The sequence below is a fragment of the Mycobacterium sp. NPDC050041 genome (genome assembly GCF_049541695.1).
In the GTDB taxonomy this organism is placed as follows: Bacteria; Actinomycetota; Actinomycetes; order Mycobacteriales; family Mycobacteriaceae; genus Mycobacterium.
On record NZ_JBMVDG010000001.1, the window covers coordinates 548692 to 564738 of the forward strand.

Below are 16047 nucleotides of genomic sequence, written 5' to 3' on the forward strand. Positions count from 1 at the left end.
CTCACATTCACGCCGAAGTCGCGCATCGCGGAGATCCCATGGCCATTCCTTTGCCCGCCGCTAAGCGACGCGCCCCCAGTGCCCGGTGTCAGCAACCCGGCTCGTCACCGAACTCATCGCCTCCATGTACCGGGTGACCGACTTCTCGGCGACGCCGTTGTCCGGATGCATGATCGCCATGACCGTGCCCTCGCCGTACCGGAAGATGTAGATCGTCAGCTGGTAGGAGAACCGGTTGTCGGGATACATCCCGATGTTGTTCGCCAAGCCCATCTCGCCCGCCGCCAGAATGGCATTCAACGGTGCCGCGCCGCCGTGCAGGAAGTTCGTCACCGGAAAGTTCGCCTGGGGCCAGTTCAGCCACGGCGCCAACTCCAGGACGCGGTAGTACGGCACCCGCGCCATGTCCAGGCCGGAATCGAACGCCGTCTGTGCTGCGCCCGCGGCATCGCTGAACGACGTCGCCGCGATCGGCACGGTGATCGGTATCAGGCCGGTGAACCAGCCCTGCGTCATGAAGTTGTCGCCACCGGTGCGGGAGTCCCTCGGAGTGAGCCCGTAGTACGTCAGGGCACCGGTGAACTCGTGCTCCACCAGACCCAGGCAGGCGAACAGGCCGCCGACGAAGCGGGCGCCCGCGGCGCTGCAGGCAGATTCGAACCGGTCCGTCTGCGCCGTGTCCATCAGGACCTGAGACGACCAGGCGCTGCTCATGGCGTCGTTCGGGTTGCCCAGCGGCAGCGGGAATTCCGGGAAACCGTCACTGTTGTTCTCGGCGAATTCGATCCACGCGCGCACGCCCGGCGAGTCCAGGGTCAGCGTCGAGGTGTGCTCACGCTCGCGGACACAGAACTCGTCGAAGCTCCCGGCGTCGGGAAGCGCTAGTGCCTGACCGGTGCCGCTCATGGCCGAATACATGCCGTTGGCTTCCATCATCGTCGTGCCGATCAAGGTCGCATCTCCGTGCACGTGATCCATGGCGGCGAAGAACGTGAAGTGGTCTTCGTGCTGGACGATCCCGAAGGTGAAGCAGGCCCACTCCAGCGGACTCGGGATAGCCACGACGTGGTCTCGGATCTCGTCGACCGTCATCTGCCCCTGGTCGACGGGGACGAATTCGATGGCGTCCGGATTTTCGATAGCGTGCCTCACGAATTTGCCAGGATCGATCTGCTCGAACCAGCTGCGGAAGGTGTCGTGGCGGCGGATGTAGGAGTTGACGGCGTGGTCCATCGCGGCTATGTCACAGACACCGGCCACCTCGCAGCTGGCGATGATCTGTCGCGAGAAGTTGAGGCCCGCGGCCTCGCGTTCGGAGAAGTTGCGAAGGTGCTGGCTCTGCATGTAGCTAACCGGGACAGAACTCACCGGAGCGCGGCTCGCTGTTTCCTGAGCGGCGGCCGTCGGATGCCAGGAAGTGACCGATCCCGGACTCAGTGACCATTCACCAAGTGCGCCAACAGTTATCTTCCCGATGCGCAAAACCCGGTCCCTTCGCTCACTTCTCGTCGGCCCGATTTCCGGACCCGGCAAATCGTGCCGCGGCATCAACGTACCCGAGGTTCGGCCGCACCCGCCGTGCACGACCGGAGCCGGGACACAGAAGCGCGCATACGTCGGGTAGGCGTGCCATAGTGTGCGTCGGACTTCACTCGATCTTGGTTCACGCGGACGTTACTACTGTCGAGTAGGTTAGCCTGACTGCTGCGTAAATTACCGCATGGCCCCGCTAGGAGACAACCGTATGGGATCTGCTCAACACCCGACCGAGCCGGCCCAGCGGTTTGCCATCGTTGGCTATGCGGCGCGTTTTCCCGGCGCGGCGGATGCCGACGGCTTCTGGGACGTGTTGCGTGACGGCCGTGACGCGGTGTCAGAGATCCCCGCCGATCGCTGGGACGTCGAGGCGTTCTTCGATCCCGAGCCCGGGGCCGCAGGCAAGGTGGTGACCCGTCGTGCGGGTTTCGTCGACGACGTGACGGGCTTCGACGCGCCGTTCTTCGGCATGTCGACACGCGAGGTCAGGATGATGGATCCGCAGCATCGGATCCTGCTGGAGACGGCGTGGCGCGCGGTGGAGCACTCGGGCACCGCACCCACCGCGCTCGCCGAGTCCAACACCGGTGTGTTCGTGGGTCTGGCCACCCACGACTACCTGGGAATGGCATCCGACCAACTGACCTATCCCGAGATCGAGGCCTACCTGGCCATCGGCACGTCGAACGCCGCGGCGGCAGGCCGGATCAGCTACCGGCTGGGGCTGCAGGGTCCCGCGGTGGCCGTCGACACCGCGTGCAGTTCGTCGCTCGTCGCGATCCACCAGGCGTGCCAGGCGCTGCGCCTGGGAGAGTGCGACCTCGCACTGGCGGGCGGCGCGAACGTGCTGCTCACTCCGGCAACGATGATCACGTTCTCCAATGCCCAGATGCTCGCGCCCGACGGCAAGTGCAAGACCTTCGATGCCGCCGCCGACGGCTATGTGCGTGGCGAGGGCTGCGGCGTCATCGTCATCAAGCGCCTCGAGGACGCCGTCCGTGACGGTGACCGCATCCGTGCGGTGATCCGCGGCAGCGCGATCAACCAGGACGGTGCATCGGGCGGGTTGACGGTTCCGAACGGCGTTGCGCAGCAACGGGTCATCGCCGATGCGCTGAAGCGCGCCGACCTCGAACCCAGCGACGTCGGATACCTGGAGGCGCACGGCACCGGGACGTCGCTGGGCGACCCGATCGAAGCGCAGGCCGCAGGCGCGGTGCTCGGCGCCGGACGTGATCCCGGCCGGCCGCTGCTGATCGGTTCGGCGAAGACGAACATCGGCCACCTGGAGGCCGCCGCCGGCATCGCCGGTGTCATCAAGGTGATCCTGTCGCTCGAGAACGAAACCCTGCCGAAGCACCTGCATTTCGAGAATCCGTCACCGCACATCCCCTGGGACCGGCTCCCGGTCCAGGTGGTCACGGAAACCATGCCCTGGAAGAGCAACGGCAGGTCGCGCATCGCGGGCGTCAGCTCATTCGGGTTCGCCGGCACGAACGCCCACGTGATCCTCGAGGAGGCGCCCGCCGAGGCCGCAGAGATCGCCGCGAGTGCGGCCCCGGTGCTCGACGGCGCCGCCGAGGCGGCCCGATTCAGCATCCTGCCGCTCTCAGCGCACACCCCCGCCGCATTGGCCGCGCTCGCCGACCGGTACCGCGTCTGGATGAGCGGGCACCCCGAGGCCACCCTGGCCGACGTGTGCTTCACCGCAGGGGCCGGGCGGGCACACCTGAAGCACCGCGCCGCGCTGGTGGTCGACTCGAGGGAATCCGCGGTCGAACTGCTCCGCGCGGTGGCCGACGACCGCCCGGCGCCCGGTCTGGTGCGCGGGGACACCCAGGACGTCCCCAAGTCGGCATGGTTGTTCACCGGGCAGGGCAGCCAGTACCCCGGCATGGCCCGGGAGTTGTACGACACCGAGCCGGTTTTCGCCGAGACGCTGAACCGGTGCGCGGCCGCAGTCGGCGACGCGCTCGACAGGCCGCTGCTCGACGTGATCTTCGACCTCGACGGCCCGGAGACGACACTCCGGCAGACCTCCTACGCGCAGCCCGCTCTGTTCGCGGTCGAGATGGGTCTGGCCCGGCTGTGGCAGTCGTGGGGCTTCGACCCGGACGTGGTGCTCGGGCACAGCGTCGGCCAGTACTCCGCGGCGTGCGTGGCCGGGGTGTTCGGCCTCGAGGACGGCGCGCTGCTGATGGCCGAACGCGGCCGGCTGTTCGGCAGCCTGCCCGCGGGCGGCCGGATGGTCGCGGTGTTCGCCGCCGCCGAGCGCGTCGAGGGGCTCACCGACGAACACCCGACACTGTCCGTCGCCGCCTACAACGGCGCCAACACGGTGCTCTCCGGACCCGCACAGGATCTGGAGAAGGCGGTCGCCGGGCTCGCGGCCGACAATGTGCGATGCGACTGGCTGGACACCAGTCACGCGTTCCACTCGGCGCTGCTCGACCCGATCCTCGACGAATTCGAGTCGTACGCGGAGCGATTCACATTCGCAGCACCGCAACGGATCCTGATCGACAACCGGACCGGCGCCGCGCTCGGCAGGAGCGTCAAGCTCGACGGCGCATACTGGCGCCGCCACGCACGCCAGCCGGTCGAGTTCGCGAAGAGCGTGCGCACGCTGGCCGACCTGAACTGCAAGCTGCTGGTGGAGATCGGCCCACGGCCGGTGCTCACCGCCGCAGCACTGAGCACCTGGCCCGACCCGGCCACCGCGCCGCGGGTGATCACCTCGCTGCGCCGCAACACCGCCGACCACCGGCAGATCACCGAGGCCGTCGCCGACTCCTACGTGCTGGGCCACCTGCCCGACTTCGCCGCCATGAGGCAGCCGCACGCACGAAAGCTCGACCTGCCCACGTACCCATTCGAGCGCCGCCAGTACTGGTTCTCCGACGATCGTCCCGACAACAGCGCCGACGACCGGGACGGCGCAGGCACGCACCTGCCACCCGCCGCACGCACGCAGGCCGTCCGGCTTCTCGAGGACGGCCGGATCGGTGAACTGGCAGCCCTGCTCGACGGCCCGGACGGCGACGAGCAGACCCTGCAGGTCCTCACCAGACTTGCCGCACAACACAATCAGCAACGGTCGACGCAGTCCGTCACCGACAGCCGCTACGAGTTCCGCTGGGCAGAATCGCCCGGTTCGGTCTCCGTCGCCGGCGGCGACCACACCTGGATCCTCGTCGGCGACTCGGCCGATGCCGTCGCGCCGCTGGCGGCCGTGCTCGACGCCCGCGGCCAGCGACACCGGCTCGTCGGGCTGCCGGTCTCCGACGCCGACTCCGAACAGCTCGTCGAGACGTTACGCACAGCGGCAGAGGATGATTCGACGCTGCGCATCCTGAACGTCGCGGCGCTGGACGCGGACCCCGACGCCAACTCCGGGCCGTCGATGCGGTCACTGCTGCGGATGCAGCATCGCATCCTGGTGGGGACGCGGCGCCTCTTCCGCGCCGCGGCCGCCGCCGAACTGCGCAGCCCCGTCTGGTTGGTGACCCGTGGTGCGCAGCGCATCACCGACACCGACACCGTGTCGCCCGACCAGACGTGCCTGTGGGGCTTCGGCCGTGCCGCGGCGCTGGAACTCCCGCACCTCTGGGGTGGACTCGCTGACCTGTCGGACGGCAGCGGGGACAAGACCGAGGAATGGTCCCGGTTGATCGACCGGATCACCTCGACGCACGACGCGGCGGTCCGGGAAGACCAACTGGCGCTGCGCGATCGAACGCTGCACGTCCCGCGCCTGGTCCGCCGGACCGAGCCCGCCGGCGGCGCACCCCTGCCGCTGCGCGGTGACGCCAGCTATCTGGTGACCGGTGGACTGGGGTCGATCGGCCTCGAGATCGCCGCACACCTCGCCGCCAACGGCGCCCGGCACCTGGTGCTGACGAGTCGACGGACGCCCAGCGACGCCGCGCGGCAACGGATCGACGCGCTGGGCGCCCAACACGGCTGCGAGGTGCGGGTCGTCAGCGCCGACGTCGCCGACGCACACGACGTCGCCCGCCTGCTGGCGGGCGTGCAGGCCGGGTTGCCGCCGCTGGCCGGCATCGTCCATGCCGCCGGCGAGATCGGCACCACTCCGCTGAGCGACCTGGACGACGCCGAGGTGGATCGCGTCTTCGCCGGGAAAGTCTGGGGCGCATGGCATCTGAGTGAAGCCGCCGCCGACCTCAAGCTCGACTTCTTCATCAGCACCTCGTCGATCGCCTCGGTGTGGGGTGGCTTCGGCCAGACCGCCTACGGCGCAGCCAACGCCTTCCTCGACGCAATGGCCTGGCGGATGCGCGAGCAGGGCGTCGCGGGAGCGAGCGTCAACTTCGGTCCGTGGACGGCGGGGATGGCCGACGCCGAGTCACGTGCGCGGCTCGAGCAGCGCGGCGTCGCGACGTTGTCACCCGCCGATGCGCTGGCGGGTCTGGCCGACGTCGTGGCGGCCTCGTCGGCCGGCGGGTCCGCCCACGGAGTGGTGGCCCGCATCGACTGGGCCCGATTCCTGCCCCTCTACCAGCAGGCGGGGCGGCGGGCGTTCCTCGCGGAACTGGAGCGTGAGGTACCCGCACAGCCGGCCGCCGCGGCGTCGGCCGTGACCTCATCGGGGAAGACCGCACTGGTCGAGCGGCTCACCGCCGCACCCCTGCAGCAGCGCAAGAGGCTGATGACCGACTACCTGCGCGACGCAGTGGCAGAGGTGACCCGCGTCGACGCCGCCGAGATCCGTGAGGACGCCGGCTTCTTCGACCTCGGCATGGACTCGCTGATGGCCGTCGAGCTCCGGCGCCGCATCGAACAGGGCGTGGGCAAGGACATCCCCGTCACCCTGGTGATGGATCATCCCCGGCTCTCCGACGCGGCCGACTGGCTGCTCGGCGACGTGCTCGGCCTCAGCGAGCAGCCGGCGGCCCCGGCGGAACGTCGGCCCGTGACCACGGCGCCCGCCGACGATCCGATCGCGATCGTCGCCGTTTCGTGCCGCTTCCCCGGCGCGCCGAACCCGGAAGCCTTCTGGGAGGTGCTGTCCGGCGGTGTCGACGCGATCCGCGAGGTCCCCGAAGACCGGTTCGACATCGACGAGTTCTACGACCCGGACCCGGACGCTCCGGGCAAGACCTACACGCGCTTCGGCGGATTCCTGGACGGCATCGACGGATTCGACCCCGAGTTCTTCGGCATCTCCCCGCGCGAGGCCGTGTGGATCGAGCCTCAGCAGCGGCTGATGCTCGAAACCGTCTGGGAGGGCCTGGAACGCGCCGGGTACTCACCGGCTGCGCTTCGCGGTAGCAAGACCGGTGTCTTCGTCGGCGTTGCCGCCAACGAGTACGCGCATCTGCTGTCGTCGGAGTCCATCGACAAGATCGAACCCCACTTCATCACCGGCAATGCGCTCAACGCGATCTCCGGACGGGTCGCGTTCGCAATGGGACTCGAGGGACCCGCGGTGGCGGTCGACACCGCGTGCAGCTCGTCGCTGGTGGCCGTCCACCAGGCCGTCCAGGCGTTGCACTCCGGCGACTGCGACCTGGCGCTGGCCGGCGGGGTGAACGTCCTCATCAGTCCGGTGACGGTGGTCGCCGCGTCGCGCGCCAGGATGCTGTCGCCCGTCGGGCGGTGCAAGACCTTCGACGCCTCCGCGGACGGCTATGTGCGCAGTGAGGGCTGCGGCGTTCTCGTGCTCAAGCGGCTGAGCGACGCCGTGCGCGACGGCGATCGGGTCTGCGCCGTCATCCCCGCGACCGCGGTGAACCAGGACGGCGCCTCCAGCGGTCTGACGGTGCCCAACGGTGGCGCACAGCAGCGGCTCATCGGCACGGCGCTCTCCCGCGCCGGACTGACCGGCGGCGACGTCGACTACCTCGAGGCGCACGGCACCGGCACCCCGCTCGGCGACCCCATCGAGGTCCAGGCCGCCGCCGCGGCCTACGGCGGCTCGCGGGACGCCGACCGGCCACTGCTGATGGGATCGGTCAAGACCAACATCGGTCACCTCGAATCTGCCTCTGGCGCAGCGGGTCTGATCAAGGTCGTGTTGTCGCTGCAACACGAAGTGCTGCCACAGAGCCTGCACTTCGACAATCCGTCGCCGCACATCCCGTGGGCCTCACTGCCGGTGCGGGTGGTGGACAAGGCGATCCCGTGGCACGCCAACGGCAGGCCGCGACGCGCCGGGGTGAGCTCCTTCGGGTTCACCGGCACCAACGCCCACGTGCTGATCGAGGAGGCGCCGCCGCAGGTCGCCGGCACCGACGAGAAACCGGCCCCGCACGAGACACCCGTCGACGTGCTGACGCTGTCCGCACGGTCACCGGAAGCGCTTGCCGCGCTGGCGCAGCGGTTCGAGGACTGGTTGAGCGTCCACCCTGAGGCCGACCTCACCGACATCTGCGTCACCGCGGGCACCGGGCGCTCACATTTCGAACACCGTGCCGCCCTGGTGGTCGACTCGGTCGCCGGTGCGCGCGACGGCCTCGCCGAACTGGTGCAGAACCGCCTGCGACCCGGCGTCATCCGCGGTGAGCACACGCACAACCCGACGACGGCGTGGTTGTTCACCGGGCAGGGCAGCCAGTATCCCGGGATGGCGCGGGAGTTGTTCGACACCGAGCCCGTCTTCGCCGAGACCGTGACGCGCTGCGCGGACGCGGTCGCCGACCTGCTGCCCCACCCCTTGCTCGATGTGCTGTTCGCCACCGATCGGGAGGTCTCGGAGAGGTTGCGGCACACGTCCTTTGCGCAGCCGGCACTGTTCGCCGTCGAGATGGGCCTGGCCAGGCTGTGGCAGTCGTGGGGGATCAAGCCCGACGTGGTGCTCGGACACAGCGTCGGCCAGTATGCCGCGGCGTGTGTGGCCGGTGTCTTCAGCCTCGAGGACGGCGCACGGCTGATGGCCCAGCGCGGCCGGATGTTCGGCAGCCTGCCCGAAGGCGGCCGGATGGTGGCGGTGTTCGCCGACGCCAAGCGCGTCGAGCATGTCGCCGCGGAGTACCCGCGCGTCTCGGTGGGCGCGTACAACGGACCGAACACCGTTCTCTCCGGACCGGGCGAGGACCTCGAGAAGATCGTCGCCACCTTCACCGACGACGCCATCCGCTGCACCTGGCTGCAGACCAGCCACGCGTTCCACTCGGAGCTGCTGGACCCGGTGCTGGACGAATTCGAGTCGTATGCCTCGCAATTGGAGTTCGCCGCGCCGACCCTGCCGCTGGTCTGCAACCGCACTGGCGCGGTGCTGACAGCTCAGACCCCGCTCGACGCGCAGTACTGGCGGCGGCATTCCCGCCAGCCGGTCCAGTTCGCCGAGAGTGTGCGCACCGTGGCCGCCCTCGGCTGCTCGGTGCTGATGGAGATCGGCCCCCAACCGGTGCTGACCGGAGCCGCGGTGCAGGTCTGGCCGGAGCACCTACCCGCCCCGCGGGCGATCGTCTCGCTCCGCAAGGGCGTCGGCGACCGGCGCCAGATCGCCGACGCGGTGGCCGCCGCCTACGTCGGCGGGCACCAGCCCGATTTCGCCGCATTCCGCCCCGGCCCACGCCGCCGACTGGAACTGCCGACGTATCCGTTCCAGCACCGCCGCTTCTGGCCCAAGACGTCCGCGATCACCGGCTCCGACAGCAACGGCGCAGGCGTCTCCGGGATCCTCGGCGGCGCGAAGGACCTCGCCTCCGGTGACGTCGTGTACACCAGCAGGTTGTCGGTCAGATCGCAGCCGTGGCTGTCCGACCACGTCATCTACGGCACGGTCGTCGTCCCGGGGGCGACGTACGCGGCGATGGCGCTGGCCGCCGTCGGCCCGCCGGCGCGGGTCAAAGAGGTGTTCTTCTACGAGCCGATCATCCTGCCGGAGAAGGCTTCCCGTGAAGTGCAGCTGACACTGCACCCCGCCGGTGACGGCGGCGAGTCGAAGTTCCAGGTGCACAGCCGCCCCTACGGTGAGCGCGACGTCGAGTGGTCGCTGAACGCCGAAGGCCTCGTGGTCACCGGTGTCTCCGGCGCAGGAGACGACCCCGATCCCGAGCAGGATCCGGTCGACGAGGCCATCGAGCGGTGCACCCGCATGCGTCCGCAGGAGCTGTTCGAGACCTTCGCCGACCTGGAACTGGCCTGGGGCCCGACCTGGTCGGGATCCCTGAAGTCGCTGTGGCTGGGCGACGGCGAGGCGATCGGCGACATCCTCGTCGGACAGGAACTCGCCGAGCACCTCGGGACCGAGCCGATGCACCCGGTGCTGATGGACCTGTGCACCGGCGTCGCCTTCCCGGCGTTCCCGGCGCTGCTGGCGGCCGAGCAGGGCGTCAACGACCTCTTCCTGCCGCTGCGGTACGGGCAGGTGACGCTGAAGGAGAAGATGCCGCGGCGGTTCTACTGCCGGGCGAGGTGGCACAACAGCGGCCTCGACAGCGAGACGCAGGTCTTCGATCTCGACTTCCTCGACCGGGACGGCAGCCCGCTCGGCGGGATCCGCGAGTTCACGGTCAAACGCGCACCGCGTGAGGCGCTGTTGCGCGGCCTCGGCGGCGACGCCACCCGACTGCTCTACACCCTCGGCTGGCACGAGGTGCCGACACCGCCTGCCGGCGACGACGCCGTCACGCCCAGTGGCACCTGGCTGGTCGCCGGGTTCGACGAACTCGCTGCGAAGGTGCCGGGCTGCATCCCGTTCGACCGGAACACCGATCCGGAGCCGCTGGGACAACTGCTGGCGGCGGCCGCCGAGCGCGGCCTGCCGTTCTCCGGCGTCGTCTGGCGCAGCGCAGCACCGGGCGTGCGGGAGTCGGGCGCAGCCGCGACCGCGCGGCTCGAGGACGAGATCGGCCACCTGCTCAGCGCCGTGCACACGGTGCAGAACGCCGGCGTGAAACTGCCCGGCGGACTGTGGATCGTCACCGAGCGGGCCGTGGCCACCGAGTCCGGCGAACCGGTCGACCCGGTTCAGGCCGCGCTGTGGGGCTTCGGTCGCACCACGATCAACGAGGAACCCGCGCTGCGCGCCAGGCTCGTCGACTGCGACGGATCACCGGAGGCGGTGCAGGTGCTCGCCGGCCTGCTGGCCACGCCGGTCGAGGAGCCGGAAATCGCACTGCGCCAAGGCAAGCTGCTGGCGTCCCGATTGGTGCCGTGGGCGCGCAGCGGCAATCTCACCGTGCCGCGCGGGACCGACTACGTGCTGGCGCCGACCGAGCGCGGTGCGATCGACAACCTGCGGATCACCGAGAAAGAGGTGCCGCCGCCGGACGAGGGCTACGTCCAGGTCAGGGTGGAGGCCGCGGGCCTCAACTTCCGCGACGTGCTCAACGTCCTCGGCCTCTACCCGGGTGATCCCGGACCGATCGGCGGCGACTTCGCCGGCGTCGTCACCCAGTTGGGCGAGGGTGTCAGTGGCGTCGAGGTGGGACAGCGCGTCTACGGCTCCATGCAGGGTGCGTTCTCCAGCCGGTTCAACGTGCCGTCGCAGTTCCTGGCGCCGATCCCGGACGGGGTGAGCGCGGTGGAGGCCGCGACGATTCCCGCTGCGGCGCTGACGGTTCGACTGTCCTTCGACTGGGCGCAGCTCAAACCGGGTGACAAGGTGCTGATCCACGCGGCCAGCGGCGGCGTGGGTCTGGCGGCGGTCCAGATGGCGCAGCGGTGCGGTGCCACGGTCTTCGCCACGGCCAGCACCTTCAAGCGCGCCACGCTGCGCAAGCTCGGTGTGGAGTACGTGTACGACTCGCGCACAACCGATTTCGCCGATCAGATCCTGGCGGACACCGACGGCGCCGGCGTCGACGTGGTGCTCAACAGCCTGACCAGCGAAGGGTTCATCGAGGCGACGCTGAAGGCCACCGCCCGTAACGGGCGCTTCGCCGAGATCGCCAAGCGCGACATCTGGCCGCATGAGCAGATGGCCGAGGCCCGCCCCGACATCGCCTACGAGATCGTCGCACTGGACACCGTGATGCTCACCGAACCCGATCGCATCCGCGACCTGCTCACCGAGGTGTCGGATGGACTCGCCGGTGGGGAGTGGACGCCCCTGCCCGCCGAGATCTACCCGCTGAACGAGTCGAGGGCGGCGTTCCGGCGCATGCAGCAGGCGCGCCACATCGGCAAGATCGTCGTGCAGATCCCCGATCCACTCACACCACGGCCCGATCGGAGCTACCTGATCACCGGTGGCCTCGGTGCGATCGGTCTGCACACCGCCTCGCATCTGGCCCAGCTCGGCGCCGGTGACATCGTGCTGACCAGCCGGCGCGCGCCGGATCCGGCCGCGCAGAAGGCGATCGAGGAGATCACCGAGCGCTACAAGTCCCGCGTCCACGTCTTCACCGCCGATGTCGGTGAGGAGTCCGAGGTCGCGACGCTGCTCGACCGGATCCGCGCGGAGTTGCCGCCGCTGGCCGGCGTGGCGCATCTGGCGGGTGTCCTGGACGATGCGCTGCTGTCGCAGCAGAGCCTCGACCGGTTCCGAACCACGCTCGCGCCCAAGGCATACGGCGCGTGGCACCTGGACCGTCTGACAGCGGACGACGACCTGGACTTCTTCATCGTGTCCTCGTCGGTGTCGAGCCTGTTCGGCTCGCCCGGGCAGTCGAACTACGCCACCGCCAACGCGTGGCTGGACGGCCTGGTCGCCCAGCGGCGGTCCCGAGGACTGCCCGCCACGGGCATCAACTTCGGCCCGTGGGCCCAGGGCGGCATGGCGTCCTCGGAGGCCGCGACCGCCAACATCAGTGCCCAGGGCCTCGTGCCGCTCGATCCGGCGGCCGCGCTGAGCGCGCTCGGCGAGGTCGTCGCGAACGGGACCGGCCAGGCGACCGTCATCAGGGCGAACTGGCAGCGGGCGGCCAAGGTGCTGGGCAGTTCGCGGCCACCGATCCTCGACCTGGTGCTGCCGAGCGCCGCGGGCGAGGCGACCGGTGACAGTGAGCTGCTCAAGCAGCTGCAGGAGATCCCGGTGCCGCAGCGTGCGGGCTTCGTGACCGAGTTCCTGCAGAAGGAGGTGCAGAACTTCCTGCGGCTGGCGTCGCCGCCCGCCGCGACCAGCCGGTTCCTGGACCTCGGCACGGACTCACTGATGGCGATCGAATTGCGCAACAGGCTGCACAGTCAGTTCGGCGGCGCGTTCACCATCAATGCGACGGCGGTGTTCGACTACCCGACCATCGGGGGGCTCGCCGAGTACCTGGTGGCTCAGCTGCCCGACGCGGAGGCGCCGCCGGAGCCGGCGGCGGAGGAGGCACCGGTCCCTGCAACCGTCGCGGCGTCCGCTCCGGAGTGACCCGCCGGGCGACTAGGCCCAGCGGACGGCTTCGGCGTCGGCAGGCAGCGCCGAGCGCAGCGGCACCTGCAGACCGTCGTAGATGCCGGGCTTCTGCTCGACCAGCCAGTTGAGGGCACCGAGCAGCCGGTTCGCGGCGGTGGTGTTGCCGCCGTCGGCGCGGGTGCCACCCGGCACGTCCGCGCGGGTGACGATCGTCAGCTGCGGGTCGCCGTCGATGATCACGCGGTGATCGCCGACGCCCTGATCGGGCTGCGGCCAGTGTGGCGCGCAGGACGGGTGGATGCGGGTGATGTGCTCGATGACGATCCGCCGCCTACCCCCGGACCACCCGACGACCTTGAGGAAGAACGCGCCCTGCGTGCCCTCCTCGAAGCGACCCATCACGGTGTCCACCGACTGTTCGAGCGGTAGCCGCTCGACCTCCTCGGTGATCTCGTCGATCTCGATGCCGAGTCCGCGGCCGATGAGCCGGACGTTGCCGCCCCACACCATCGTCGGGATGGTGGGCAGCAGCATCATCGGGGTCTCGTCCATCGACCCGCCGAATCCGCAGGACACCTTCACCGCGAACGGCTGGTTGTAGGTGGAGTAGTCGAAGATCTCCTGGCAGGTGATCGTGTCGATGCGGGTGCACAGGCTCGCGGCCGTCACCGCGAGGGCATCGTTGCCCCAGCCCGGGTCGACGCCGCTGACGAGCAGGGTCGATCCGCCCTCCTCGGCGGCGGCGGTCAGGCGCTGCACCCACTCAGGCGGGGCGGACGCCGGGTCGTAGAGCGAGTACAGCGACGGCGTCACCACGTGCAGGCCGGCGCGCAGGCACCGTTCGATGTCGGCGATCGCCTCGTCGGGGCGGATGTCGCCGGAGGCCATGTACGCGACGGCGTCGCACTCCGTCAGGGCACCGTCGACGTCGTCGGTGGCCGCAACCCCGGTTGGCGCATCGAGCCCGGCGAAGTCGGCGGCGTCGCGGCCCACCTTCTCGGCGGTCGAGGTGATGACGGCGGCGAGCCGGAGGCCGGGAAAAGCCGTGGCCGACCGGATCGCGGTCGAGCCCATGTTGCCGGTTCCCCACACTGCGACGCGAAGCATTGAATCACCCTAGCGGGCTGAACGTGACCATCGTCACACCGGGTCATCTGCGCAGGTCAACGGTGCGAAATCGAGGATTGGCAGCGTTCGGCCAACCGCCTGGTTGATTAGCCGGTGGAAATTGCTCGCGCGCGCTTTGCGTTGAAGTTACCGGGCGGTATAGTGACCATTAGTTACTGGTGGGTAACTTAACCGAAGTACCCAACCGCAGGTGGCAATTCTCGTCGAGGAGGACATAGTGAGCCACTACAAGAGCAACGTCCGGGACCAGGTATTCAACCTGTTCGAGGTGCTCGAAGTCGACAAGGCCCTCGGTGAGGGGGTGTACAGCGACCTCGACGCCGACACGGTCAAGGAGATGCTGGGCGAGATCGCCCGCCTGGCCGAAGGTCCGATCGCCGCATCGTTCGAGGACGGCGACCGCAATCCGCCGGTCTTCGACCCCAAGACGCACACCGTGACGTTGCCGGAGTCCTTCAAGAAGTCGGCGCGTGCCGTCATCGACAACGACTGGGACAAGGTCGGTGTCGAAGAGGAACTCGGCGGCATGCCGATGCCCCGCGCGCTGGTGTGGGCGTTGCACGAGCACCTGCTCGGCGCGAACCCGGCGGTGTGGATGTACGGCGGCGGCGCCGGCTTCGCCAGCATCTTCTACAAGCAGGCCACCGACGAGCAGAAGAAGTGGGCGCAGCTCGCCGCAGAGCGCGGCTGGGGCGCCACCATGGTGCTGACCGAGCCCGACGCCGGTTCCGACGTGGGCGCAGGCCGCACCAAGGCCGTCAAGCAGGACGATGGTTCGTGGCACATCGACGGCGTGAAGCGGTTCATCACCTCCGCCGACTCCGACGACCTGTTCGAGAACATCTTCCACCTGGTGCTCGCCCGCCCCGAGGGCGCGGGCCCGGGCACCAAGGGTCTGTCGCTGTTCTTCGTGCCCAAGTTCCTCTTCGATTTCGAGACCGGCGAGCTGGGCGAGCGCAACGGCGCCTTCGTCACCAACGTCGAGCACAAGATGGGCCTGAAGGTCTCGGCCACCTGTGAGCTGACCTTCGGCCAGCACGGCGTGCCCGCCAAGGGCTGGCTGGTCGGCGAGGTGCACAACGGCATCGCGCAGATGTTCGACGTCATCGAGCAGGCCCGCATGATGGTCGGCACCAAGGCCATCGCGACCCTGTCGACCGGCTACCTGAACGCGCTCGAGTACGCCAAGGAGCGGATCCAGGGCGCCGACATGACGCAGATGACCGACAAGACTGCACCGCGCGTCTCGATCACCCATCACCCGGACGTGCGCCGTTCGCTGATGACCCAGAAGGCCTACGCCGAGGGTCTGCGGGCGCTGTACCTGTACACCGCCACCTACCAGGACGCGGCGGTGGCCCAGGCCGTGCACGGCGTCGACGGCGAGCTGGCGCTGAGGGTCAACGACCTGATGCTGCCGATCGTCAAGGGTGTCGGATCCGAGCAGGCCTACGCCAAGCTGACCGAGTCGCTGCAGACGTTCGGTGGGTCGGGCTTCCTGCAGGACTACCCGATCGAGCAGTACATCCGCGACGCCAAGATCGACTCGCTCTACGAGGGCACCACCGCCATCCAGGCGCAGGACTTCTTCTTCCGGAAGATCGTCCGCGACAAGGGTGTGGCGCTGGCGCACGTGGCCGGGCAGATGGAGGAGTTCGTCAAGAACGAGTCGGGTAACGGCCGGCTGAAGGCCGAGCGCGCATTGCTGGCCACCGCTCTGACGGACGTCCAGGCGATGGCGGCCTCACTGACCGGCTACCTGATGTCGGCGCAGGAGGATCCCAAGGAGCTGTACAAGGTCGGTCTGGGTTCGGTGCGCTTCCTGATGAGCGTCGGCGACCTGGTGATCGGCTGGCTGCTGCAGAAGCAGGCGGCGGTGGCCATCGAGGCGCTCGACGCCGGCGCGACCGGCGACGACAAGGCGTTCTACGAGGGCAAGATCGCGGTGGCGTCGTTCTTCGCGAAGAACTTCCTGCCGCTGCTGACGAGCACGCGTCAGGTGGTCGAGAACCTCGACAACGACATCATGGAGCTCGACGAGGCTGCGTTCTGATCTGATTCGACCAAGAGGCCCCCGGATTCGTCCGGGGGCCTTTTGCGTGGGGCGAGCGCGAATACGAGGGGCTACC

4 protein-coding genes are annotated in these 16047 nt (G+C 69.2%); 2 read left to right on the forward strand and 2 right to left on the reverse strand.

Annotated features, from left to right (window positions below; genetic code table 11):
• Positions 1-60: 60 nt before the first annotated feature.
• Entirely contained in the window at positions 61-1482 is a 1422-nt protein-coding gene (locus ACPCHZ_RS02810) for a condensation domain-containing protein (protein ID WP_423483345.1), read from the reverse strand.
• A gap of 262 nt (positions 1483-1744) precedes the next feature.
• On the opposite strand from ACPCHZ_RS02810, the gene ACPCHZ_RS02815 reads away from it, so the two are divergent.
• Positions 1745-12805 (forward strand): SDR family NAD(P)-dependent oxidoreductase, encoded by an 11061-nt coding sequence (locus tag ACPCHZ_RS02815; protein WP_423483346.1) that lies wholly within the window; start codon positions 1745-1747, stop codon positions 12803-12805.
• Between the two features lie 12 nt (positions 12806-12817).
• Here ACPCHZ_RS02815 and ACPCHZ_RS02820 read toward each other — a convergent pair whose 3' ends face one another.
• Positions 12818-13897, reverse strand: coding sequence for a dihydrodipicolinate reductase (locus tag ACPCHZ_RS02820; RefSeq protein ID WP_423483347.1), 1080 nt, complete (start codon positions 13895-13897; stop codon positions 12818-12820).
• Between the two features lie 238 nt (positions 13898-14135).
• Between ACPCHZ_RS02820 and ACPCHZ_RS02825 the strand changes: the two genes are divergently transcribed.
• Positions 14136-15971, forward strand: coding sequence for an acyl-CoA dehydrogenase (locus ACPCHZ_RS02825; RefSeq protein ID WP_364978454.1), 1836 nt, complete (start codon positions 14136-14138; stop codon positions 15969-15971).
• Positions 15972-16047 lie beyond the last annotated feature (76 nt).